The 22,422-nt window shown below is 70.1% G+C and carries 19 protein-coding genes; all 19 read right to left on the reverse strand.

Going from position 1 to position 22,422, the window contains the following annotated elements; genetic code table 11:
* Positions 1-10 precede the first annotated feature (10 nt).
* The 19 genes from AC1DIW_RS12835 to AC1DIW_RS12925 all read right to left on the reverse strand — a co-directional run bounded on the left by AC1DIW_RS12835 (position 11) and on the right by AC1DIW_RS12925 (position 22,352).
* The gene (locus tag AC1DIW_RS12835) at positions 11-1,354 is read right to left on the reverse strand and encodes a D-arabinono-1,4-lactone oxidase (RefSeq protein WP_442279787.1); all 1,344 of its coding nucleotides are present in this window, start codon (positions 1,352-1,354) and stop codon (positions 11-13) included.
* The gene (locus AC1DIW_RS12840; protein WP_478108595.1) at positions 1,347-2,528 is read right to left on the reverse strand and encodes an alanine racemase; all 1,182 of its coding nucleotides are present in this window, start codon (positions 2,526-2,528) and stop codon (positions 1,347-1,349) included. Before AC1DIW_RS12840 ends, AC1DIW_RS12835 begins: the two co-directional genes overlap by 8 nt.
* Before the next feature lie 163 nt (positions 2,529-2,691).
* The gene (locus AC1DIW_RS12845; protein ID WP_478108597.1) at positions 2,692-3,708 is read right to left on the reverse strand and encodes a polyprenyl synthetase family protein; all 1,017 of its coding nucleotides are present in this window, start codon (positions 3,706-3,708) and stop codon (positions 2,692-2,694) included.
* Between the two features lie 34 nt (positions 3,709-3,742).
* On the reverse strand, positions 3,743-5,356 hold the full coding sequence (gene nuoN, locus AC1DIW_RS12850) for an NADH-quinone oxidoreductase subunit NuoN (protein ID WP_442279790.1): 1,614 nt from the start codon (positions 5,354-5,356) through the stop codon (positions 3,743-3,745).
* Positions 5,353-6,954 (reverse strand): NADH-quinone oxidoreductase subunit M, encoded by a 1,602-nt coding sequence (locus AC1DIW_RS12855; RefSeq protein ID WP_478108859.1) that lies wholly within the window; start codon positions 6,952-6,954, stop codon positions 5,353-5,355. The genes nuoN and AC1DIW_RS12855 overlap by 4 nt, the downstream gene beginning before the upstream one ends.
* A gap of 8 nt (positions 6,955-6,962) precedes the next feature.
* Positions 6,963-8,948 carry an NADH-quinone oxidoreductase subunit L gene (nuoL, locus tag AC1DIW_RS12860; RefSeq protein WP_442279791.1) on the reverse strand — a complete coding sequence of 662 codons (1,986 nt, stop codon included), beginning with the start codon at positions 8,946-8,948 and terminating at the stop codon, positions 6,963-6,965.
* 15 nt (positions 8,949-8,963) lie between these two features.
* On the reverse strand, positions 8,964-9,263 hold the full coding sequence (nuoK, locus tag AC1DIW_RS12865; protein WP_442279792.1) for an NADH-quinone oxidoreductase subunit NuoK: 300 nt from the start codon (positions 9,261-9,263) through the stop codon (positions 8,964-8,966).
* A complete protein-coding gene (locus AC1DIW_RS12870) occupies positions 9,260-10,048 on the reverse strand; it encodes an NADH-quinone oxidoreductase subunit J (protein WP_478108600.1) in 789 nt (262 codons plus the stop codon). The genes nuoK and AC1DIW_RS12870 overlap by 4 nt, the downstream gene beginning before the upstream one ends.
* The gene (gene nuoI / locus AC1DIW_RS12875; RefSeq protein ID WP_478108602.1) at positions 10,045-10,863 is read right to left on the reverse strand and encodes an NADH-quinone oxidoreductase subunit NuoI; all 819 of its coding nucleotides are present in this window, start codon (positions 10,861-10,863) and stop codon (positions 10,045-10,047) included. Before nuoI ends, AC1DIW_RS12870 begins: the two co-directional genes overlap by 4 nt.
* Entirely contained in the window at positions 10,856-12,268 is a 1,413-nt protein-coding gene (gene nuoH, locus AC1DIW_RS12880) for an NADH-quinone oxidoreductase subunit NuoH (protein ID WP_442279795.1), read from the reverse strand. The genes nuoI and nuoH overlap by 8 nt, the downstream gene beginning before the upstream one ends.
* On the reverse strand, positions 12,265-14,733 hold the full coding sequence (locus AC1DIW_RS12885) for an NADH-quinone oxidoreductase subunit G (protein ID WP_478108603.1): 2,469 nt from the start codon (positions 14,731-14,733) through the stop codon (positions 12,265-12,267). The genes nuoH and AC1DIW_RS12885 overlap by 4 nt, the downstream gene beginning before the upstream one ends.
* Positions 14,730-16,073, reverse strand: coding sequence for an NADH-quinone oxidoreductase subunit NuoF (gene nuoF / locus AC1DIW_RS12890; RefSeq protein WP_478108605.1), 1,344 nt, complete (start codon positions 16,071-16,073; stop codon positions 14,730-14,732). The genes AC1DIW_RS12885 and nuoF overlap by 4 nt, the downstream gene beginning before the upstream one ends.
* Positions 16,070-16,831, reverse strand: a complete 762-nt coding sequence (gene nuoE / locus AC1DIW_RS12895; RefSeq protein WP_442279798.1) for an NADH-quinone oxidoreductase subunit NuoE — start codon at positions 16,829-16,831, stop codon at positions 16,070-16,072. Before nuoE ends, nuoF begins: the two co-directional genes overlap by 4 nt.
* Entirely contained in the window at positions 16,828-18,216 is a 1,389-nt protein-coding gene (locus AC1DIW_RS12900) for an NADH-quinone oxidoreductase subunit D (protein ID WP_478108607.1), read from the reverse strand. The genes nuoE and AC1DIW_RS12900 overlap by 4 nt, the downstream gene beginning before the upstream one ends.
* Positions 18,216-18,998, reverse strand: a complete 783-nt coding sequence (locus AC1DIW_RS12905; protein WP_478108608.1) for an NADH-quinone oxidoreductase subunit C — start codon at positions 18,996-18,998, stop codon at positions 18,216-18,218. The genes AC1DIW_RS12900 and AC1DIW_RS12905 overlap by 1 nt, the downstream gene beginning before the upstream one ends.
* Positions 18,995-19,549: a NuoB/complex I 20 kDa subunit family protein gene (locus AC1DIW_RS12910; protein WP_030195906.1), complete on the reverse strand. Its 555-nt coding sequence runs from the start codon at positions 19,547-19,549 to the stop codon at positions 18,995-18,997. Before AC1DIW_RS12910 ends, AC1DIW_RS12905 begins: the two co-directional genes overlap by 4 nt.
* Positions 19,550-19,615: 66 nt before the next feature.
* On the reverse strand, positions 19,616-19,975 hold the full coding sequence (locus AC1DIW_RS12915; RefSeq protein ID WP_442279801.1) for an NADH-quinone oxidoreductase subunit A: 360 nt from the start codon (positions 19,973-19,975) through the stop codon (positions 19,616-19,618).
* A 154-nt stretch (positions 19,976-20,129) separates the two neighbouring features.
* A complete protein-coding gene (locus AC1DIW_RS12920; protein WP_478108610.1) occupies positions 20,130-21,449 on the reverse strand; it encodes a geranylgeranyl reductase family protein in 1,320 nt (439 codons plus the stop codon).
* A 210-nt stretch (positions 21,450-21,659) separates the two neighbouring features.
* Entirely contained in the window at positions 21,660-22,352 is a 693-nt protein-coding gene (locus AC1DIW_RS12925) for a demethylmenaquinone methyltransferase (protein WP_478108611.1), read from the reverse strand.
* Positions 22,353-22,422 lie beyond the last annotated feature (70 nt).

A 22,422-nucleotide genomic window follows, 5' to 3' on the forward strand; every position in this document is an offset into this window, starting at 1 on the left:
GCGGTCCACGTCAGGGTCCGAGGACCCGCTCGAGGTAGGGGTTGGCGAAGCGCCGCTCGGGGTCGACGCGGTCGCGCACGGCCAGGAAGTCGTCGAACCTCGGGTAGACGCCGCGGAGGTAGGCGGCGTCGCGGGTGTGGATCTTGCCCCAGTGCGGCCGGCCACCGTGGTTGACCGCGATCGCCTCGAAGGCGTCGAAGTACGCGCCTCGGGGCTGCCGGTGGTACTTGTGGACCGCGATGTAGCAGCTCTCCCGCTCGTACGCCGTCGAGAGCCAGACGTCGTCGGCGGCCGCGACACGGCACTCGACGGGGAAGGAGATGCGCTCGTCGTGGGAGTCGACCCACTCCCGCAACTCGAGCAGCACGGCGGAGAGACTCGCGCGCGGGAAGGCCCACTCCGACTCCATGAAGCGCACCTCGCGCGCCGTGACGAACACCTTGTGCGAGCTGTCGGTGTACTGCCGCTCGCTCAGGGCGCGCGACGCGACGGCGTTGATGCCCCTCGTCGCTCGCGGCATCCGGGTCGCGAGGCGGTTGGTCAGCTCGAAGACACGGTTGCTCAGCAGGTCGTCATCGAGCTTCTCGCGCCACGTGGGCAGCGGCCGCCTGGGCGTGCCCTCGGGCACGCGGTTGTTGCGCTTGGTCAGGACCCGGTCGGTGTGCGGGAACCAGTAGAACTCGAAGTGGTCGTTGGCCTCGACGTCGGCGTCCGCGTGCTCGAGCACCGCCGTGAGGGACGCGGGGCGTTCGACCGCGTGGAGCAAGAAGGCCGGCACGACCCCGACGGTGATCTCGGTGATGATGCCGAGTGCACCGAGCCCGAGCCGGGCGGCCTGGAAGAGCTCGGGTTCACGGGTCGGCGAGCACTCGCGCACCGACCCGTCCGCCAGGACGATGCGCAGGGCCCGGATCCCTGCCGAGAGTCCCGTCAGGCGCAGCCCGGTGCCGTGGGTTCCGGTGCCGGTCGCGCCGGCGAGGCTCTGCCGGTCGATGTCGCCGAGGTTGGGAAGCGCACAGCCGAAGGCCGCCAGCTCCTCGTTGAGCACGTGCAGCGGTGTGCCCGCCCGGACGGTGGCCTCGCCGCGCGTCGCGTCGATCGAGGTGACTCCCGTCAGGGCGCCGAGCCGCAGCTGCACCCCGTCGGTGACGGCGACGCCGGTGAACGAGTGGCCGGCGCCGATGGCCTTGACCCGGAGGCCGCGAGCCCCCGCACGGGTGACCTCCTCGACGACCTCGGCCTCGCTGCGCGGCGTCGCCACCCGGGCGAGCCTCGCGGACTCGGTGCCGGCCCAGTTGGACCAGTCGACGCTGCGCACGACGCGGCCCCCGACACCGCCCTCGCTGTCAGCCAAAACACTGCCCTTCCCCACGATAGGTCGCAGCCCGCCCCACGACCTGGTCGCCTCCGTCGCCGCTGACGAGCGCGAACTCCGCGAAGCGCTCGGCCAGCTCCCCCGCCTTGGCGTGCCGGAACCATATCCGATCACCCAGTGAGAGCCGGTCGGCCCCGGGCCCCTCGAGGGGCGTCTGCACCTCACCGGCGCCCTCGCGCCGGACCAGGGCGAGGTCCTGCTCGGCGAGCGGACTGGGCACCCGTGACCAGCCCGGCGGCCCGGACGCGACGTAGCCGCCGCCGTATGCCGTCACCATCCCCTCGCCGGGTCGGCGCACCACCGGGACGGCGAAGTAGGCAGCCGGCCGGAGCGACAGCGCGTCGTAGCCGTCGAAGAGAGTCGGGGCGAAGAGCCCGGAACCGGCAGCGAGCTCGGTCAGGGACGGGTCCCGGTGCGTGACGTGCAGGCTTCCCGTGCCACCGCCGTTGACCACCTCCAGGTCGGCAAGGTCTCGGGCGGTTGCGACGACCTCGGCGCGGCGGGTCCGCAGCTCGGCGTCGGAGGCCTTCTTCATCCGGCGCACGGCCGGCGACGAGTCGGGCAGGCCGGCGATCTGGGCGTCGTAGAACATCAGGCCGGCGACGACCAGGCCCCGCTCCTGGGCCCGACGGATGACGGTCTCGACCTCGTCCGGGGTCCGGGTCGGCGACCGACGTACGCCCAGGTGGGCCGGCCCGACGCGAAGGGAGGCGTCGACGTCGATCGCCACGCGCAGGCCCTCGTGCCCCGGCACCTCCCGGGCGATGAAGTCGACGTGCTCGACGCTGTCGATCATGACGATGACGGCCCTGGTCAGGGCGGGGTCGGCCGCGAGCTCGGTCAGGGCGGGCACGTCGACGCTCGGGTAGGCGACGAGGAGGTCGTCGTGGCCGTCGCGGGCCCACCACAACGCCTCACGGACGGCGTAGCACATGAGCCCCTCGAAACCGTCGCGACCGAGGGCTCGCTCGATGAGCGGTCGGCTGCGCAGCGACTTCGTCGCGATGCGGATCGGCATGCCCGCAGCGAGCTGCACGAGCGCGGCGGCGTTGGCGTCGAACGCATCGAGGTCGACGACGGCCAAGGGCGCGGGCAGGTCGGCGGTCGCCGCCGAGAGGCGCGCCGCGACGGGCGGCGACAGGCGGCGATGCATGCCCTGCACCCTACCCAGCGTCAGCCGCCTCGCGGCCCCCTCCCCGATCAAGCGGACGATCCTCTCCGATCGCGCGCAGACATAATCGAAAGAGCGATCCGTCCGGACGGATCGCTCTTTCGATTGCGGGTGGTCCGGACGGATCGCTCTTTCGATTCGGGGTTCAGCCGACGCGGTCGACGACGCTGAGGGCGAGGGCTTGCAGGGCTGCCTTGGCGTCGCTGTCGGGCAGCGGGTCGAGCAGGGCCTGCGCCTCGCGGGCGACGGCATACGTCTCCTCGCGGGCCTGGGCGAGCGCGGGGTGGGCGCGCAGGAGACCCAGCGCCTCGGCCAGGCGCGCGTCGTCGGTCAGGTCGCCGTCGATGAGATCCAGCAGACGCGCGTCCGACGCATCGGCCGGGTCGGCCATGGCCCGGAAGCGCAGGACGGCCAGCGTGTCGACGCCCTCGCGCAGGTCGGTGCCCGGGACCTTGCCGCTGTCGTCGGCGTCGGAGGCGATGTCGATGAGGTCGTCGGCGAGCTGGAACGCGATGCCGACCTTCTCGCCGTAGAACCGCATGAGCTCGGCGGTCTCGGCCGAACCGCCGCTGAACATGACGCCGTAGCGACCGGCCGTCGCGATGAGCACGCCCGTCTTGTCGGCGAGGACCCCGAGGTAGTAGTCGACGGGGTCGACGCCGTCGGGGCACGCCCGGTCGTCACGGATCTGTCCCGAGCACAGCCGCACGAACGTCTGCGCCTGGATGAGGACGGCCTCGGCCCCGAGACCGGCGACGAGCTCGGACGCCTTGCCGAAGAGCAGGTCGCCGACGAGGATCGCCGTCGAGTTGTCGTAGGCGGCGTTGACGGACGCGACGCCGCGTCGCACGCTCGCCTCGTCCATGACGTCGTCGTGGTAGAGCGAGGCGAGGTGGGTCAGCTCGACGCCCGCGGCCGCGCTGACCACGTCGTCGTTGATCCCGTCGCCGAGCTCGGCGGCGAGGAGGGTCAGCAGCGGCCGGAACCGCTTGCCGCCCGCCTCGACGAGGTGTCCGGAGGCGCCGGCGATGAAGGGGTCCTCGTGGTCGACGACCCGCGTGAGCACGGCGTCGACCCGAGCCAGCCCGTCACGCAGGCGTGCCGACAGGTCCGCGCTCGCCCCGGGGATCCCGAGGATCGGCGGGGTGGCTTGCGTCGTCATCGAACCCCATGACCGTGGTGCGGTGCCGGCGCCGTCATCGGACGAACTGCGAGGCGCGGTCGGCCAGGTCGAGCAGCGCGGACGGCAGGACGCCGAGGGCCAGCGTGATGAGCGTGCCGATGGCGATCGAGAAGGTCGTCGACACCGACGGCGTCACGACCTCGACCGCGTCGTCGGCGGCGTCGCTGAAGAACATCAGGACGATGACCCGCGCGTAGACGAACACCGTGATCGCGCTGCACACGACGCCGACCACGGCGAGGACCGTGCCCGTCGCGCCCCCGGTGCCGACGGCCGCCGAGAACACCCCGAACTTCGAGACGAAGCCCGAGGTCAGCGGGATGCCGGCGAAGGCGAGCATGAGGAAGGCGAAGGCCCCGGCCACGACCGGGTAGCGCTTGCCGAGACCGGCCCACTGGGACAGGTGCGTCGCCTCGGCGCCGTTCTGGCGCACGATCGAGACGATGGCGAAGGCCGCGATCGTCGAGAAGCCATAGGCGACAAGGTAGAACAGCACGGCGCCGACGCCCTTGCGGTCGAAGGCGAGCACGCCGACGAGGATGAAGCCCGCGTGCGCGATCGAGGAGTAGGCGAGCAGGCGCTTCATGTCGGTCTGGGTGACCGAGAGCACCGAACCGACGACCATCGTCAGGATCGCGACGAGGACCAGTGCGTTGGTCCACTCCCAGCGGGCGGTGTCGAGCCCGACGTAGGCCAGGCGCAGGATCGCGCCGAACGCGGCCGCCTTGGTGCACGCGGCCATGAAGCCGGTGACCGGCGTCGGAGCGCCCTGGTAGACGTCGGGCGTCCACGCGTGGAACGGCACCGCACCGACCTTGAAGAGCAGGCCGACGAAGACGAGGAACGCACCGGGCACCAGCAGGCCGTTCATCGCCAGCGGGCCGGCGGCGATCGCCCTGGAGAGGTCGCCGAAGTAGACCGATCCGGCGTAGCCGTAGAGCAGGGCCGTGCCGAAGAGGAAGAAGGCCGAGCTGAACGCGCCGAGCAGGAAGTACTTGAGCGAGGCCTCCTGCGAGAGCAGTCGCCGACGGCGGGCCAGGCCCGAGAGGATGTAGAGCGGCAGCGAGAGCACCTCGAGCGCGACGAACATGCCGATGAGGTCGTTCGTCGTCGGGAAGAGCATCATGCCGAAGATCGCGAACATCGTCAGCGGGAAGACCTCGGACGTCAGCGCGCCTGCGCGGGCCGCCGCCGTCTCGGTGGCCGAGCCCGGCGTCGACGCACCGCTCGGGGTGAACGCGTCGGGGCCGACGCCGCCGAACCGCTCGGCCATGGTGAGGACGCCGAGCACACCCATGAGCAGGATCGCGCCCTGCATGAAGAGCGCCGGGCCGTCGATCGCCAGGGCGAAGAGCTGGTGGCTGGTCGTGCCGTCCGTCAGGCCCATCGTCAGGCCCTGGTGCTTGGCCGCGAGGATGATCGACGCGGCCGCTGCGATCAGACCGACGACCGCGAGCGTCACCTGGATGACATGCCGACGCTCACGGGGGGCGAAGGCCTCGACGAGGACGCCCACCAGGGCCGTCACGAAGACGATGAGCAGCGGCAGGACTGCGAGGTATTCGACGTTCGACTGCTGGAACGCTGCGGGAAGTGCGGGCAGCGCCAGCGGAGCGACGGCGGTCACTTCGAGCTCCCTTCGGCCACGGTGCCGGTCGTGTTGAGGTTCGGAATGGCGTGCTGGACGTGCGACAGGGTCTTGTCGACGGCCGGGTTGATGACGTTCAGCGCGATGTTCGGCAGGAAGCCGAGCACGACGAAGGCGATGATCAACGGGGCGGCGACGAGCTTCTCGCGCGTCGTCAGGTCACGCACGGCGGTGAGGCCGCGACGGCCGCGCTCGTCGAGCCGGTCGTGCTCGCGCTCGCCCACGAGGCCCTCGGGCTTCGGGCCGGTCATGACCTTCTTGTACATGAGCAGGATGTAGAGCGCGGCGAGGATGATGCCGGAGGTCGCGATGACCGCCGCCACCGGCTGCGTCGAGAAGCTGCCGACGAGCACGAGGAACTCCGAGACGAAGCTCGACAGGCCCGGGAGGGCGAGGCCGGACAGACCCGCGACGAGGAAGATGCCGGCGAGTGCCGGCGTGATGCGCTGCCACCCACCGAAGTCGGGGATGCGCTTGCTCCCCCGGCGCCGGACGAGCATGGCCGCGAACAGGAACAGCGCTGCCGTCGAGAAGCCGTGGTTGACCATGTAGAGCGTCGAGCCGCCCTGGCCCACCGTCGTGAACGCGAAGATCCCCAGCACGATGAAGCCGAAGTGGCTCACCGACGTGTAGGACACCAGGCGCATCATGTCGGTCTGGCCGATGGCGAGGAGCGCGCCGTAGATGACGGAGAGCACCGCGAGGGCCACGACGACGGGCGTCGCCCACTCGCTCGCCTGCGGGAAGAGCTGCAGGCAGAAGCGGATCATCCCGAACGTCCCGACCTTGTCGAGCACGCCGACGAGGAGCGTCGCCGTCGCCGGCGAGGACTCGGTGGCGGCGTCGGGCAGCCAGGTGTGGAACGGGACCATCGGCGCCTTGACCGCGAAGGCGAAGAAGAAGCCGACGAAGAGCAGCCGCTCGGTGGTCGGGTCCATCGAGAGGCCGGTGAGGCGTTCGATGAGGAAGCCGTCGGTGCCGCCGGGACCCTGCAGGTAGAGGGCGATGACGGCGACGAGCATGATGAGCCCACCGGCCAGCGAGAAGAGCAGGAACTTCATCGCGGCGTACTGCCGGCGCGGACCGCCGAAGCGGCCGATGAGGAAGTAGACCGGGATGAGCATCGCCTCGAAGAAGACGTAGAAGAGGAACACGTCGGTGGCGGCGAACACCCCGACCATGAACGTCTCGAGCACGAGGATCAGCGCGAAGTAGGTCTTGACGCGCTGAGCGCCGTTACGGCCGGGCTCCTCGGGCACGTCGTGCCAGGCGGCGAGCAGGCAGATCGGCGTCAGCACGAGGGCCATGAGGATGAGCACGAGGGCGATGCCGTCGACGCCGAGGGCGTAGCTGACACCGAACTGCGGGATCCACGAGTGCTGCTCACCGAGCTGGAACTGGGCACTCGATCCACGGTCGAACTGTGTCGCGGCGATGATGCCGACGACGAGCGTCACGACGGAGAAGCCGATCGCCATCCGCTTGGCGCTCTCGGCGGTCCCCGGCGCGAAGGCGACGACCAGCGCGCCGACGAGCGGGATGAGGCCGAGGATCGTCAGCCAGGGGACGGTGGACATTGCGGTCATCAGGACATCACCCAAAGAGCACCGAGGATGGCGACGACACCAGCGAGCATCGTCAGGGCATAGGAGCGCGCGAAGCCGTTCTGCAGCTTGCGCAGGCGGGAGCTCGTCCCGCCGACGAGGGCGGCGAGGCCACCGGCCGCGCCGTCCACGCCCTTGCTGTCCGCGAAGACGAGCGAGCGCGTGAGGTGGATACCGGGTCGCATGAGGAGAGCCTCGTTGACCTGGTCCTGGTAGAGGTCCTTGCGCGCGGCCTGCGTGAGCAGCGAGCCCGTGGGGGCCGTGGCCGGGACCTCGTCACGCCAGTAGCGCATCCAGGCCAGCGCACCGCCGGCAGCCACGAGGATCAGCGTCAGGGCCATGAGCACCGGGACCGGGATCACGGGCTCGGCACCAGCGGGCTCGGCGCCGGTGACCGGCTCGAGCCACGTGTTGAAGAAACCCGTGGGGCCCAGGATGAGGCCGAGGAAGGCCGACCCGACGGCGAGCACGATCATCGGGATCGTCATCAGGCTGCCCGACTCGTGCGGGTGCACGTCGTCGGTCCAGCGCTTCTTGCCGTGGAAGGTCATGAAGAACAGGCGGGACATGTAGAAGGCCGTGATGCCGGCACCGATGAGGGCGGCCATACCGAAGACCCACGGGCGCCAGCCCTCACCGATGAAGGCGGCCTCGATGATCTTGTCCTTGGACCAGAAGCCGGAGAACGGCGGCACCCCGAGGATGGCGAGCCAGCCGATGCCGAAGGTGGCCCAGGTGATCTTCATGGCACCGGAGAGACCGCCGAAACGGCGCATGTCGACCTGGTCGTTCATGCCGTGCATGACCGACCCGGCGCCGAGGAACATGCCGGCCTTGAAGAAGCCGTGCATGAGCAGGTGGAAGATCGCGAAGGCGTAGCCGACCGGGCCGAGGCCCGCAGCGAGCATCATGTAGCCGATCTGGCTCATCGTCGAGGCCGCGAGGGCCTTCTTGATGTCGTCCTTGGCGCAACCGACGACGGCACCGAAGAGCAGGGTGATCGCCCCGACGATGACGACGACGAGCTGGGCCGTGGGTGCCGCCTGGAAGATCGGCGACGAGCGCACGACGAGGTAGACACCGGCCGTGACCATCGTTGCCGCGTGGATGAGCGCCGACACCGGCGTCGGGCCGGCCATGGCGTCGCCGAGCCAGCTCTGCAGCGGGAACTGGGCCGACTTGCCACAGGCACCGAGCAGCAGCATCAGGCCGATGGCGGTCATGAAGCCCTGGTTGGCGTTGCTGCCGGCCGCGCCGAGCACCGTCGCGAAGTCGACGGCGCCGAAGTGGAAGAACATCACGATGATGGCGATGGACAGGCCGAAGTCACCGACGCGGTTGGCCACGAACGCCTTGTTGGCCGCCGTCGCGTAGGCCGGGTTGTAGTTCCAGAAGCCGATGAGCAGGTAGCTCGCGAGGCCCACGCCCTCCCAGCCGACGTAGAGCAGCAGGTAGGAGTTGGCGAGGACGAGCAGGAGCATCGCCGCGACGAAGAGGTTGAGGTAGGCGAAGAAGCGCCGCTTGTCGGGGTCGTGCTCCATGTACCCGATCGAGTACACGTGGATGAGCGAGCCGACGAAGGTGATGAGCAGGACGAAGACCATCGACAGCTGGTCGACGAGTAGCCCGGCGCTCAGCTTGAACGAACCGTCCGCGATCCAGTCGTAGAGGTTGATGCTGACCGCGCGGTCCTCGGCGCCGCGGCCGAGCATCGCGAGGAAGACGACCGCGCCGACGACGAACGCGCCCCACGACAGGCAGGTCGCCAGCACAGGACCGAACGAGTCGGTGCGGCGGCCACCGAGGAGCAGGATGGCGGCGCCGAGCAGCGGCAGCGCGACGAGCAGCCACGCGTATGCCGTCACCCCGCTGGCGGCGTGCGCCTCACCTTCGTGCGTGGCGAGGCCCACGGCATACGTGCTCAGCGTGCTCGACGAGCTCGCGAGCGTCTGGACGAGAGTTCCCATGGTGGGCGGCGCTCCTTACAGCTTCAGCAGGTTGGCGTCGTCGACCGAGGCCGAACGGCGGGCGCGGAAGATCGCCATGATGATGGCGAGCCCGACGACGACCTCCGCGGCTGCGACGACCATGACGAACAGGGCCATGACCTGCCCGTCGAGGGCGCCGTGCATCCGGGAGAAGGTGACGAGGGCGAGGTTCGTCGCGTTGAGCATGAGCTCGACACCCATGAAGACGATGATCGCGTTGCGTCGGATCAGCACGGTGGCCGTGCCGATCGCGAAGAGCAGCACCGAGAGGTAGACGTAGTGCATCGGGCTCACTTGGACCGACCTTCCTCGATCTCGCGCTCCATGTGCCGCTCGACGTCCTTGAAGCCGTCGGCGGTCGCGACCTGGTCACGGGCCACGAGGACGCGCGAGACGGACAGGTCGCTGGGCGTGCCGTCGGGCAGCAGCGCCGGGGTGTCGACCGCGTTGTGGCGGGCGTAGACACCGGGCGCGGGCAGGCCCGCGACGTTCTTGTTGTCGCGGACGCGCTTGGCGGCCCACTCGGCCTGGGTGATGCGCGGCGTCAGGCGCTCGCGGTGGGCGAGCACCATGGCGCCGAGGGCGGCCGTGATGAGCAGCGCGGAGGTGACCTCGAAGATCCAGACGTACTGACCGAAGATCAGCTCGGCGAGCCCGGTCACGTTGCCGGTGTCGGCGTTGCTCGCGACGAGCTTGTCCATGCCGGCCTGCACGCTCTGCTGGTCGAAGACGACCTGGCCGAGCGAGAAGACGAGCACACCGGCGAGGCCGACGACGAGGACCAGGGAGGCCCAGCGCTGGCCCTTGATCGTCTCGACGATCGAGTCGGACGAGTCGACGCCCACGAGCATGAGGACGAAGAGGAAGAGCATCATCACGGCGCCGGTGTAGACGAACACCTGCACGATCCCGAGGAAGTCGGCCTTCTCCATGATGTAGAAGATCCCGAGGATGCACATGACGAGCGCCACGCCGAGGGCGGCGTGGACGGCCTTCTTGGCGAAGAGCAGGCCCATCGCGGCGATGACCGCGACCGGGGCGAGCAGCCAGAAGCCGACGGCTTCGGCGGTGGAGGTCACGGGTTGGCCCCTTCCCGGGTGTGTGCTGCGGTCGGGTGGGTCGAGTGCACGACGTCGTGCTCCCCGGGCACGGCGGCCGCGACGTTGCCCGGCGCGCCGGCATACGCGTCGTCATCGTCGGCGGCGGCCCCGTGGCCCTCGCGGGCCTCGACGTAGGCGCGCTGCGCGTCCGTCGGTCCGCTGACCTTGCCCTGGTAGTAGTCGCGCTCCTCGAGCCCGTCGGACATCGGGAACGGTGCCGTCAGCATGCCGCTCTGGAGCGGGGCGAGCAGCTGGTCCTTGGTGAAGATCAGCTTGCCGCGGTCGTTGTCGGCGAGCTCGTAGAAGTTCGTCATCGTCAGGGCGCGGGTCGGGCACGCCTCGATGCACAGGCCGCAGAAGATGCAGCGCAGGTAGTTGATCTGGTAGACGCGGCCGTAGCGCTCGCCGGGGCTGAACCGGCCCTTGCCACCCTGGTCGAGCGGGGTGTCGTCGTTGTCGGCGCCCTCGACGAGGATCGCGTCGGCCGGGCAGGCCCAGGCGCACAGCTCGCAGCCGATGCACTTCTCGAGCCCGTCCGGGTAGCGGTTGAGCTGGTGGCGCCCGTGGAAGCGCGGCGCCGTGGGGCGCGGCTTCTCGGGGTACTCCTCGGTGGCGACCTTGCGGAACATCGTCGAGAACGACACCCCGAACCCGGCCACCGGCGCGAACAGCTCCGAGAGGAAGCCCTTCTCGCGCTTGTCGCTGCCGGATCGCTGGTCACGCGGCGCGCCGACCTCCGAGCCCTGGGCGGGGCTCCGGGGCGACACGTGCTTGCCGACGGTGTCGTCAGCCATGGTCCTCCTCCTTGACGGCGGTCGAGGTGCTGGCGGCGCTGCTCGTCGTCAGCACGGGCTGCCGCGACGAGGACAGGCGCGGGGTCGGTTCGGCGAGGCGCTGGCCCGGCAGTGGCGGCACGGGGTAGCCGTCCTCGAAGGGGTCGATCTCCTCCGGCGGCGTCTCGTCCTCGGCAGCGGCCCGGGCGGCGCGCTTGTCGTCCCAGATCCACGCCGCGGCGAGGGCGATGACGGCGACGATGCCCACGATGACGACGGTGGCCACCGACAGCTCGCGGTTCGCGAAGGTCAGCTTGCTGTCACCGAGGAAGCCGAGCTGCGCGCCGCGGATGAACGCGACGGCGACGACCCAGGCCAGGGTGATCGGGATGAGGAACTTCCAGCCGAAGCGCATGAACTGGTCGTAGCGCACGCGCGGCAGGGAGCCACGGAGCCAGACGAAGATGAACATGAACAGCCACAGCTTGGCGGTGAACCACAGCAGGCCCCACCAGCCGCCGCCGAACATGTTGTCGTTGATCGCCGAGATGAACGGCGGGGCCTGCCAGCCACCGAGGAACAAGGTGGTGGCGAGGGCCGAGACGGTGAACATGTTGACGTACTCGCCGAGGAAGAACATCGCGAAGCGCATCGAGGAGTACTCGGTGTGGAAGCCACCGGTCAGCTCGCCCTCGCCCTCGGCGAGGTCGAAGGGCAGACGGTTGGTCTCGCCGACCATGGTGATGACGTAGACGGCGAAGCTGAAGAACGCCGGGAGGATGTACCAGAGCGAGCTCTGCGCCGAGACGATGGCCGAGGTCGACATCGAGCCGCTGTAGAGGAAGATCGCGACGAGCGAGAGGCCCATGGCGATCTCGTAGCTGATGACCTGGGCGGTCGAGCGCAGGCCACCGAGCAGCGGGTAGGTCGAGCCCGAGCTCCAGCCGGCGAGGATGATGCCGTAGACGCCGACCGAGGCGACGGCGAGCACGAGCAGGACGGCGACGGGGACGTCGGTCACCTGCAGGGGCGTCCGGTGGCCGAACATCGACACCGTGCCGCCGACCGGGATGATCGCGAAGGAGACGAACGCCATCGTCGCGGCGATGAGCGGCGCGAGGGTGTAGATGAGCTTCTCGGCGCGGGCCGGCGTGATGTCTTCCTTGAGCATCGACTTCATGCCGTCGGCGAGGGTCTGGAGCAGACCGAAGGGACCGTTGCGGTTCGGGCCCGGGCGCTGCTGCATGCGGCCGATGACGCGGCGCTCGAACCAGATGACGAGCAGCGTCGAGATGAGCAGATAGACGAAGATGCCGACGGCCTTGATCAGGGCCAGCCACCACGGGGTGTCGCTGAAGTCGGCCGTGGGGTTCTCGGTCATGGGCAGCGCGGCCGCCACCCCGTATGCGGTCAGGCCGAGGCTCATGCCGCACCACCCTTCGTGACGTGGACGCGGCCACCGGCATCGGTGCCGAGGCCCGTGCGGATCGAGCAGTCCTTCGCGTTGGTCGGGAGCCAGACGACACCGTCGACCATGTCCTCGGTGACGACCGCCGGCAGCGTGACGCTGCCCACGGGGCCGGTCACGGTGACGGCGTCGCCGTCGACGACGCCGAGCCCGGTGGCCGAGGCCGCGGACAGACGCGCGACCGCGAGCGGTGCGGTGCCGGCCAGGAACGGCTCGCCGTCCTGCATGCGGCCGGCATCGAGCAGCGTGGCCCAGGTGGACAGGACGAAGTCGCCGGTGCCCACCGGCGCCGCGGCGGCGCGCTGGCCCTCCGGAGCGCTCGTGGCGCGGTCCCCAGCCCACGGCCCGAGGGCCTCGAACTGGGCGTGGATCTCGCGCTGCGTGCGGGTCTCGAGGAAGACGCCCATCTCGCCGGCGAGCATGTCGAGGGCGCGGTGGTCGCTGACGGCGTTGCTCTCCAGCGCCTCCTGGAAGGCGCGGACGCGGCCTTCCCAGTTGACGTAGGTGCCGGTCTTCTCGGCCTGCGGCGCGACGGGCAGCACGACGTCGGCGACAGCCGTGACGGGCGACTCGCGCAGCTCCAGGGAGACGACGAACGCCTTCTCGAGCGCCGCAGCGGCGGCCGCGTCACCGAGGTCGGACGGGTCGACGCCGCCGACGAGCAGGGCCTCGATGTCTCCCGCAGCAGCCGCGGCGATGATGCCGGCCGTGTCACGGGCCGGAGCGGCCGGGACGTGGTCGACCTCCCAGACCCGGGCGACCTCGGCGCGAGCCGAGGCGTCCGCGACGGGGCGGCCTCCGGGCAGGAGCGCACCGAGCGCGCCCGATTCGAGGGCACCGCGCTCCCCCGCCCGACGCGGCACCCAGGCGAGCCGGGCACCGGTGGCGGCGGCGAGGTCGGCCGCGGCGCGCAGCGCGCCGGGGGCCGTGGCGAGGCGCTCACCGACGAGGATGACGCCACCCGCGGCCAGTGCCTCTCGCGCGGGAGCCGCGAGGTCGGCCAGGGCCGTGGCCTCGTGGCCGGGCACGGTCGGCAGCAGGGTGCCACCCACCTTGTCCAGGCCGCGCGTCGCGTGGGACGCGACGGCATACACCTGCGTCTTGCGCTTGCGGAAGGCCTTGCGCAGGCGCAGGAAGACGATCGGGCTCTCGTCCTCGGGCTCGAAGCCGACGAGGAGGACGGCCTTGGCGGCCTCGAGGTCGGCGTACGTCACCGCGCCGCTGTCGGGGCCGGTCGCGGCGACGTGCTCGGCGAGGAAGGCGACCTCCTCGGCCGAGTGCGGCCGGGCGCGGAAGTCGACGTCGTTCGTGCCGAGCACCACGCGGGCGAACTTGCCGTAGGCGTAGGCGTCCTCGGCCGAGACGCGGCCGCCGACGAGCACGCCGGCGGTCCGGGCGCGCGACAGTCCGGCAGCCGCGGCCGCAAGGGCCTCGGGCCAGCCGACGACCTTGAGCTCGCCGCTGTCGTCACGCACCATCGGCAGCTGGATGCGGTCGGGCAGCGTGGCGTAGGTGAACGCCCACCGGCCCTTGTCGCAGTTCCACTCCTCGTTGACGGCCTGGTCCTCGGCCGCCATCCGGCGCAGCACGACGCCGCGACGGTGGTCGGTGCGGATGGCGCAGCCGCTCGCGCAGTGCTCGCAGACCGACGGCGTCGACACGAGGTCGAACGGACGGCTGCGGAAGCGGTAGGCGGCGCCGGTCAGCGCGCCGACCGGGCAGATCTGGACGGTGTTGCCCGAGAAGTAGCTCTCGAACGGCTTGTCCTCGTAGATGCCGATCTGCTGGAGCGCGCCACGCTCGACGAGCGCGATGAAGGGGTCGCCGGCCACCTGGTCGGAGAAGCGGGTGCAGCGGGCGCAGAGCACGCAGCGCTCACGGTCGAGCAGCACCTGCGAGGAGATGTTGACCGGCTTGGGGTAGGTGCGCTTGACGTCCTCGAAGCGCGACACCGGGCGCCCGGAGCTCATCGCCTGGTTCTGCAGGGGGCACTCGCCGCCCTTGTCGCAGACCGGGCAGTCGAGCGGGTGGTTGATGAGGAGCAGCTCCATGACGCCCTGCTGCGCCTTGTCGGCGACCTTGGACGTGTGCTGCGTGTTGACGACCATGCCCTCGGACACCGTCATCGTGCACGAGGCCTGCGGCTTGGGCATCGGGCGGACGTTGCCGTCACGGTCGGGCATCGCGACGTCGACGAGGCACTGGCGGCACGCCCCGACCGGGTCGAGCAGCGGGTGGTCGCAGAAGCGCGGGATCTCGATGCCCACGGTCTCGGCGGCCCGGATGACGAGCGTGCCCTTGGGCACTCTGACGGGCACGCCGTCGATCGTGAGGCCGACGTGGTCGGGGTTCGGGGGCACCTGCGCGTTGCCGCCCTTGTCGACGGCGTTGCCGCCTGCGGACGGGGAGGTCGTGACGGTCATGCGGACACCATCCCGCTGGACTCCTTGGTCGACGTGGGGGCCGGGACCGGGAAGAGCACCGACCGCTCCGGCGGGAACAGCTCGTGCGCCGGCGTGTGCATGCCGGCCTCGAACTCCTGGCGGAAGTACTGGACGGCCGACGTGATCGGGCTCGTCGCCGCGTCACCGAGCGCGCAGAAGCTGCGGCCGAGGATGTTGTCGCAGATGTCGACGAGCTTGTCGATGTCGTCCTGCGTGCCCTCGCCCGCCTCGATGCGGTTCATGATCTGGCGCAGCCACCACGTGCCCTCACGGCACGGCGTGCACTTGCCGCAGGACTCGTGGGCGTAGAAGTCGGTCCACCGGGCGACGGCGCGCACGACCGAGACGGTCTCGTCGAAGACCTGCAGCGCGCGGGTGCCGAGCATCGAGCCGGCCGCGGCGACCGAGTCGAAGTCGAGCGGCACGTCGAGGTGCTCGTCGGTGAAGATCGGCGTCGAGCTGCCACCGGGCGTCCAGAACTTCAGCTTGCGCCCACCGCGCATGCCACCGGCAAGCTCGATGAGCTCGCGCATCGTGATGCCGAGCGGGGCCTCGAACTGGCCGGGGTTCGTGACGTGGCCCGAGAGGCTGAAGATGCCGAAGCCCGTGGACTTCTCGGTGCCCATGCCCTTGAACCAGTCGGAGCCCTCGAGGATGATCCCGGGCACCGAGGCGATGGACTCGACGTTGTTGACCGACGTCGGGCGGGCGTAGAGGCCCGCCGCGCCGGGGAACGGCGGCTTGAGGCGCGGTTGGCCGCGGCGGCCCTCGAGCGAGTCGAGCAGCGCCGTCTCCTCACCACAGATGTAGGCACCGGCGCCGGCGTGCACCGTGATGTCGACCGTGACGCCCTTGCCACCGACATTCGTGCCGAGGTGGCCGGCCGCGCGGGCCTCCTCGACGGCACGGAGCAGGCGACGGTAGACGTGGACGACCTCACCACGGAGGTAGATGAAGGCGTGCTCGCAGCCGATGGCGTACGACGCGATGATGACGCCCTCGATGAGGGCGTGCGGGTTGGCCATCATGAGCGGCACGTCCTTGCACGTGCCCGGCTCGGACTCGTCGGCATTGACGACGAGGTAGCGCGGACCGCCGTCGGGCGGGCTCATGAACGACCACTTCATGCCGGTCGGGAAGCCGGCGCCGCCGCGGCCACGGATGCTCGAGTCCTTGACGGCGTCGATGATCGCCTGCGGCTCCATGTCGAGCGCCTTCGTGAGGGCCTTGTAGCCGTCGTGGCGCTCGTACGTCGCGAGGGTCCAGGACTGCGGGTCGTCCCAGAACTTCGTGAGGATCGGGGTCAGGGTGTCGGTCACTTCGATCCCTCCTTGCCGTCGGCCGTGGATGGGCGCGAGCCGTTGCCGCGGTCCGAACCCGGCGCGACCCAGCCGTGCTCGTTGGCGATCTTCAGGCCGAGCAGCGACGCCGGGCCGGCGCCCACGCCCTCATCGGCGCGACCGTCCTCGAAGCCCGCGAGGACCCGCGAGACCTCCTTGAACGTGCAGACCTTGGCGGCTCCGCGCGTCGGGGCGACGTCCTTGCCGGCGCGGAGGTCCTCGACGAGGCCGATCGTGCTCTCGGGCGTCTGGTTGTCGAAGAACTCCCAGTTGGCCATGACGACCGGCGCGTAGTCGCACGCCGCGTTGCACTCGACGCGCTCGAGGGTGATCTTGCCGTCCTCGGTCGTCTCGTCGTGTCCGATGCCGAGGTGCTCGGAGACCCGGTCGAAGATCAGGTCGCCGCCCATGACAGCGCAGAGGGTGTTGGTGCAGACGCCGACGGTGTAGTCACCGTTGGGGTGGCGCTTGTACTGCGTGTAGAAGGTGGCGACCCCGCTCACCTCGGCCTCGGTGAGGTCGAGCACCTCCGCGCAGAAGCTCACACCGCGGCCCGTGACGTAGCCGTCGACCGACTGCACGAGGTGCAGCAGCGGCAGGAGCGCGGAGCGCTTCTGCGGGTAGCGCGCGATGACCTCGGCGGCGTCGGCGTGCAGCTTCTCGAGGACGTCGGCGGCATACGGCGCCTTGGACTCGGGGCTGACGTGCAGGTGGCCTGAAGCGTCGTGGCCGCTCAACGGTCCACACCTCCCATGACGGGGTCGATCGAGGCCACGGCGACGATGACGTCGGCGATCTGGCTGCCTTCGCACATCGCGGCCACGGCCTGCAGGTTGTTGAAGCTCGGGTCGCGGAAGTGCGCGCGGTAGGGGCGCGTGCCGCCGTCGGAGACGACGTGACAGCCCAGCTCGCCCTTCGGCGACTCGATGGCGACGTAGGCCTGGCCGGGCGGCACCCGGAAGCCCTCGGTGACGAGCTTGAAGTGGTGGATCAGCGACTCCATCGAGGTGCCCATGATCTCGCGGATGTGGTCGAGGCTGTTGCCAAGACCGTCGCTGCCGAGCGCGAGCTGCGCCGGCCACGCGATCTTCTTGTCGGCCACCATGATCGGGCCCTCGTCCGCCTGGAGACGGTCGGTCGCCTGCTCGATGATCTTCAGCGACTCGTACATCTCGTCGATGCGGATGCGGAGGCGGCCGTAGGCGTCCTGGCTCGTGCGCGTCTTGACCTCGAAGTCGTAGGTCTCGTAGCCGCAGTAGGGGTCGAGCTTGCGCAGGTCGTGCGGCAGGCCCGTCGAGCGGAGCACGGGGCCGGTGATGCCGAGGGCCATGCAGCCGGCCAGGTTGAGCACGCCCACGTTGACGGTGCGGCCCTTGAGGACGGGGTTCTCGTTGAGCAGGGCCTCGAGCTCGCCGAGACCGCGGCGGACCTCGGGAACCATCTCGCGCAGCGCGTCGATGCAACCGGGCGGCAGGTCCTGGGCCACGCCGCCGGGGCGGATGTAGGCGTTGTTCATGCGCAGGCCGGTCACCATCTCGATGACGCGGAGCAGCCGCTCGCGCTCACGGAAGGCGACGGTCATGACCGTCGTCGCGCCCATCTCCATGCCACCGGTGCCGAGGCAGATGAGGTGGCTGCTGATGCGCGTCATCTCCATCATGAGCACGCGGATGACGTTGGCGCGCTCGGGGATGTCGTCGGTGATGCCGAGCAGCTTCTCGATGGCGAGGCAGTAGGCCGCCTCCTGGAACATGGGCGTGAGGTAGTCCATGCGCGTGCAGAACGTGACGCCCTGCACCCAGGTGCGGTACTCCATGTTCTTCTCGATGCCGGTGTGGAGGTAGCCGATGCCGGCGCGGGCCTCGGTCACCGTCTCGCCGTCGATCTCGAGGATGAGGCGGAGCACGCCGTGCGTCGACGGGTGCTGCGGGCCCATGTTGACGACGATGCGCTCCTCGCCGAGCGAGGTGGCCTCGTCGACGAGGTCGTTCCAGTCGCCGCCGGAGGCGTTGAAGACGTGGGCGCCCTCGCTGGCCTGCTCGTCGGCCACGGACGTGGCGTAGACGTCGTTGGCGCCGGCGTCCGGCACCTCGGTCTGGCTGAACTCGGTGTGCGTGCTCATCAGTTGTACGACCTCCGCTGGTCCGGCGGCGGGATGGTGGCGCCCTTGTACTCGACGGGGATGCCGCCGAGGGGGTAGTCCTTCCGCTGCGGGTGGCCCGGCCAGTCGTCGGGCATGAGGATTCGGGTGAGGGCCGGGTGGCCATCGAACTCGATGCCGAACATGTCCCACGTCTCGCGCTCGTGCCAGTCGTTGGCCGGGTAGACGGAGACGATCGACGGGATGTGGCGGTCGTCGTCGGGGCAGCTGACCTCGACGCGGACCCGCCGCCCGCCGTGGGTGATCGACAGGAAGTGGTAGACGGCGTGCAGCTCCTCACCGGTGCGGTTCGGGTAGTGCACGCCCGAGACGCCGGTGACGATCTCGAAGCGCAGCGAGGCGTCGTCACGCAGCACGCGGGCCACGGCAAGCAGGTGCTCGCGGCGGACGTGGATCGTCATCTCGCCCCGGTCGACGACGACGCGGTCGACGGCCTCGGCGTAGGAGGCGGTGCCGCCCACGAGGCCGCGCTCGAGGTTGTCGGCGATCTCGTCGAAGTAGCCGCCGTAGGGGCGCTCGGACGCGCCGGCGACGAGGATCGGCCGGACGAGGCCGGAGTAGCCGCTGGTGTCGGCACCTTGCGTGGCACCGAACATGCCGTGGCGGACGCCGACGACCTCGGGCTCGGCGGGGGTGCGCTGCTGCGCGAGCTCGATCTCGTGGGGCGTGAGACCCGAGGACTGGTCCTTGGTGGTGTCGGCGTTCACGGCGCCCTTGTCGTCCTTCTTCTCGCCGTCGCTCATGCGAGCAGGCCCTTCATCTGATGCGTCGGCGTCGCGGACAGCGCGGCAGCCTCGGCGGCCTTGGCGGCGTTCTCGCGGTTGACGCCGAGCGGCGAGGTCTCGATCTGGTGGTGCAGCTCGATGATCGCGTTGAGCAGCATCTGCGGGCGGGGCGGACAGCCGGGCAGGTAGATGTCGACCGGGATGATGTGGTCGACGCCCTGGACGATCGCGTAGTTGTTGAACATGCCGCCCGAGCTGGCGCAGACGCCCATCGAGATGACCCACTTGGGGTTGGGCATCTGGTCGTAGACCTGGCGCACGACGGGGGCCATCTTCTGGCTCACGCGTCCCGCGACGATCATGAGGTCGGCCTGGCGCGGGGTCGCCGAGAAGCGCTCCATGCCGAACCGGGCGATGTCGTAGTCGGGCGTGCCCACGGCCATCATCTCGATGGCGCAGCAGGCGAGGCCGAAGGTGGCCGGCCAGATCGAGGCCTTGCGCATGTAGCCGGCGAGGCCCTCGACCGTCGAGAGCAGGAACCCGGCTGGGAGCTTCTCTTCGAGACCCATTGCTTACTCCTTAACCTTCCTGATGAAACCCGTGGACGTGCGCCGCTGGTGCGGCGTCATCCGGGGTCAGTCCCACTCGAGCCCGCCGCGGCGCCAGACGTAGGCGTACGCGATGAACACCGTGATGATGAACAGGACCATCTCGACCAGCGCGAAGAGGCCCAGCTTGTTGAAGGCCACCGCGAACGGATAGAGGAAGACCGACTCGATGTCGAAGATGATGAAGAGCATCGCCGTCAGGTAGTACTTGATCGGGACGCGCCCACCGCCGGCCGCCTGGGGCGACGGCTGGATGCCGCACTCGTAGGCCTCGAGCTTGGCGCGGTTGTAGCGCTTGGGCCCGACGACGAGCGAGGTGAAGACCGACAGCGCGGCGAACGCGAAGCCGAGCCCCAGCATGAACAGGATCGGGACGTAGGAGTTCATCCGAGGTCACGTGCCTTTCGGTCGTGCGAGTCGTGCGATGCGTGCATGGCAGGGGCTGCGGGGGCTGGAGGGGCGCAGGTGCGCGGCGCACCCATCCTAGGGGCGTCCGACTTGATGCTGCTCGGCGCCACCGTCGCGCCCACGGAGGCGTGGCTCATGCGCTGGGCGCCAGCCGCGAGAGGGCGGTGATGAGGCGGTCGCTGGCGCCCTTGCTCATCGGGTCGGCGAGGTTGGCCATGATCTTGAGCAGCAACGGCATGAGCCGGGTGCGCGGCAGGCCGTACTTCGTCGCGAGCCGCATGACCTCGGGGTTGCCGATGGCGTGGGCGAACCACCGACCGAGGGTGAAGTAGCCGCCGAGCTCGTCCTTCATGACCTTGGGGTATGCCGCGAGCACCCGCTCGCGCGCAGCGTCGCTCGGGCGTGCCATCGCCTGGGCGACGAGCTCGGCGCCGAGGCGCGCGGCCTCGAGGGCGTAGTCGATGCCCTCGCCGTTGAAGGGGTTGACCATGCCGCCGGAATCGCCGACGAGGAGCAGGCCGTCGGCGTAGAGGGGCGTGCGGTTGAAGCCCATCGGCAGCGCGGCGCCGCGGATGGGGCCGGCCGACTCGTCGTGCTCGAGCTGCCACTCCGGAAAGATGTCCTCGACCCACCGACGCATGACGTCCTTGTAGTCGGTCTTCTGGAAGGCCGACGTGGTGTCGAGCGTGCCGAGGCCGACGTTGGTGCGGCCGTCCTCGAGGGGGAAGAGCCAGCCGTAGCCGGGCATGAGGATGCGGTTGCCGGCGTCGTCACGGCTCCACAGCTCGAGGTGGCTCTCGAGGTAGTCGTCGCGCTTCGGGGTGGTGTAGTACGCCCGGACGGCCACGCCCATGACGCGGTCCTCACGCTTGGGGCGACCGACGGCCGTCGCGAGACGGCTCGAGACGCCGTCGCTCGCGACGACGACCGGGGCGCGGTAGGTGACCGTCTCACCCGTGGCGCGGCCCGACTCGTCGACGCGCTTGGCGGTGACCCCGGCGACGCGACCCGAGGCGTCGCGGATCGGAGCGGAGACGCTCGTGCGCTCGTGGAGCTGGGCGCCCCTGCTCACCGCGTGGCGGGCCAAGGCCTCGTCGAGCTGGGCGCGGGTGCGGACCATGCCGTAGCCGGGGAAGGCGTCGGACTCGGGCCAGTCGAGCTGCAGCGTGTGGCCGCCACCCTTGATGCGCAGACCCTTGGTGCGCTGCCAGCCGGTCGTGTCTACGCCGAGGGAGATGAGCTCCTTCGTCGCGCGGGGCGTCAGGCCGTCGCCGCAGATCTTGTCGCGCGGGAACGCCGACTTCTCGAGGAGGACGACGTCGAGGCCGTGGTCAGCGAGGTACGCGGCCGTCGCGCTGCCACCCGGACCGGCACCGACGACGATGACGTCGGCCCGCTCGACGGGTGCACCGCCACCCCCTGGGGGGCTGGGCGCGACGCTCGAACTGGTCATGTCTCCCTGCACGCTTCCGAACCGCTTGTGAAGAACTTCACGAACTACCGGGGAGTCTATTCCCGCACTTTCGTCCTTGTCAGATAAGGCATGCCTTACCTTCGACAGCCCCCCAGCGTCGAGAGGCCACGTCGTGCCGCTCCCCGCACGTCGAGAGGCCACGTGTGGCCGCGGGACGGGCACGCGGCATACGCAAGAGGTCGTATGCCGTCAGCGCTTGGTCCCGTGGTGGAGCGCGACGATGCCGCCGGTGAGGTTGGTCCAGCCGACCCGCTGCCAGCCGGCGGTCTCGACGATGCGGGCCAGCTCGCCCTGCGGCGGCCAGGCACGGATCGACTCGGCGAGGTAGACGTAGGAGTCGGGGTTGCTCGACGTGCGGCGGGCCACCGGCGGCAGCGCGCGCATGAGGTAGTTCGAGTAGACGGTGCGGAAGACCTTGTTGACCGGCTGGCTGAACTCGCAGATCAGGAGGCGGCCGCCCGGCTTGGTGACGCGGAGGAACTCGCGCAGCGCGGTCTCGGGGTCGGCGACGTTGCGCAGACCGAAGCTCATCGTCACGACGTCGAAGCTCCCGTCGGCGAACGGCAGGCTCATCGCGTCGGCGGCCGTGAAGGCCATGTCGGGGCGGCGACGACGACCGACCCGGAGCATGCCGAGCGAGAAGTCCGCGGGCACGACCTCGATCTCCTGGTTCGCCCACGGCTCGCTGGAGGTTCCGGTTCCCGCGGCGATGTCGAGGATGCGCTCCCCCGGCTGGGCGTCGACGGCCTTGACGACGGCGCGGCGCCACAGCCGGTCCTGACCGAGCGAGAGGACGTCGTTGGTCACGTCGTACTTCTCGGCGACGGTGTCGAACATCGACGCGACGTCGACCGGCTTCTTGTCCAGCTGCGCACGGGTCATGCACTCATCCTCGCACCCGCGACAGGGGTGGCATCGGTCGCACCGCGGCGACGCGGCGAGGTTCCCGGGC

Source organism: Terrabacter sp. 01T434 (genome assembly GCF_056398545.1).

What these genes read in the sequence shown, in the direction of transcription:
- AC1DIW_RS12840 (WP_478108595.1), bottom strand. Translation starts at nt 2,528, where the DNA reads ATGCATCGCCGCCTGTCGCCGCCCGTCGCGGCGCGCCTCTCGGCGGCG.
- AC1DIW_RS12845 (WP_478108597.1), bottom strand. Translation starts at nt 3,708, where the DNA reads ATGACGACGCAAGCCACCCCGCCGATCCTCGGGATCCCCGGGGCGAGC.
- AC1DIW_RS12855 (WP_478108859.1), bottom strand. Translation starts at nt 6,954, where the DNA reads ATGTCCACCGTCCCCTGGCTGACGATCCTCGGCCTCATCCCGCTCGTC.
- nuoL (WP_442279791.1), bottom strand. Translation starts at nt 8,948, where the DNA reads ATGGGAACTCTCGTCCAGACGCTCGCGAGCTCGTCGAGCACGCTGAGC.
- nuoI (WP_478108602.1), bottom strand. Translation starts at nt 10,863, where the DNA reads ATGGCTGACGACACCGTCGGCAAGCACGTGTCGCCCCGGAGCCCCGCC.
- nuoH (WP_442279795.1), bottom strand. Translation starts at nt 12,268, where the DNA reads ATGAGCCTCGGCCTGACCGCATACGGGGTGGCGGCCGCGCTGCCCATG.
- AC1DIW_RS12885 (WP_478108603.1), bottom strand. Translation starts at nt 14,733, where the DNA reads ATGACCGTCACGACCTCCCCGTCCGCAGGCGGCAACGCCGTCGACAAG.
- AC1DIW_RS12900 (WP_478108607.1), bottom strand. Translation starts at nt 18,216, where the DNA reads ATGAGCACGCACACCGAGTTCAGCCAGACCGAGGTGCCGGACGCCGGC.
- AC1DIW_RS12905 (WP_478108608.1), bottom strand. Translation starts at nt 18,998, where the DNA reads ATGAGCGACGGCGAGAAGAAGGACGACAAGGGCGCCGTGAACGCCGAC.
- AC1DIW_RS12910 (WP_030195906.1), bottom strand. Translation starts at nt 19,549, where the DNA reads ATGGGTCTCGAAGAGAAGCTCCCAGCCGGGTTCCTGCTCTCGACGGTC.
- AC1DIW_RS12915 (WP_442279801.1), bottom strand. Translation starts at nt 19,975, where the DNA reads ATGAACTCCTACGTCCCGATCCTGTTCATGCTGGGGCTCGGCTTCGCG.
- AC1DIW_RS12920 (WP_478108610.1), bottom strand. Translation starts at nt 21,449, where the DNA reads ATGACCAGTTCGAGCGTCGCGCCCAGCCCCCCAGGGGGTGGCGGTGCA.
- AC1DIW_RS12925 (WP_478108611.1), bottom strand. Translation starts at nt 22,352, where the DNA reads ATGACCCGTGCGCAGCTGGACAAGAAGCCGGTCGACGTCGCGTCGATG.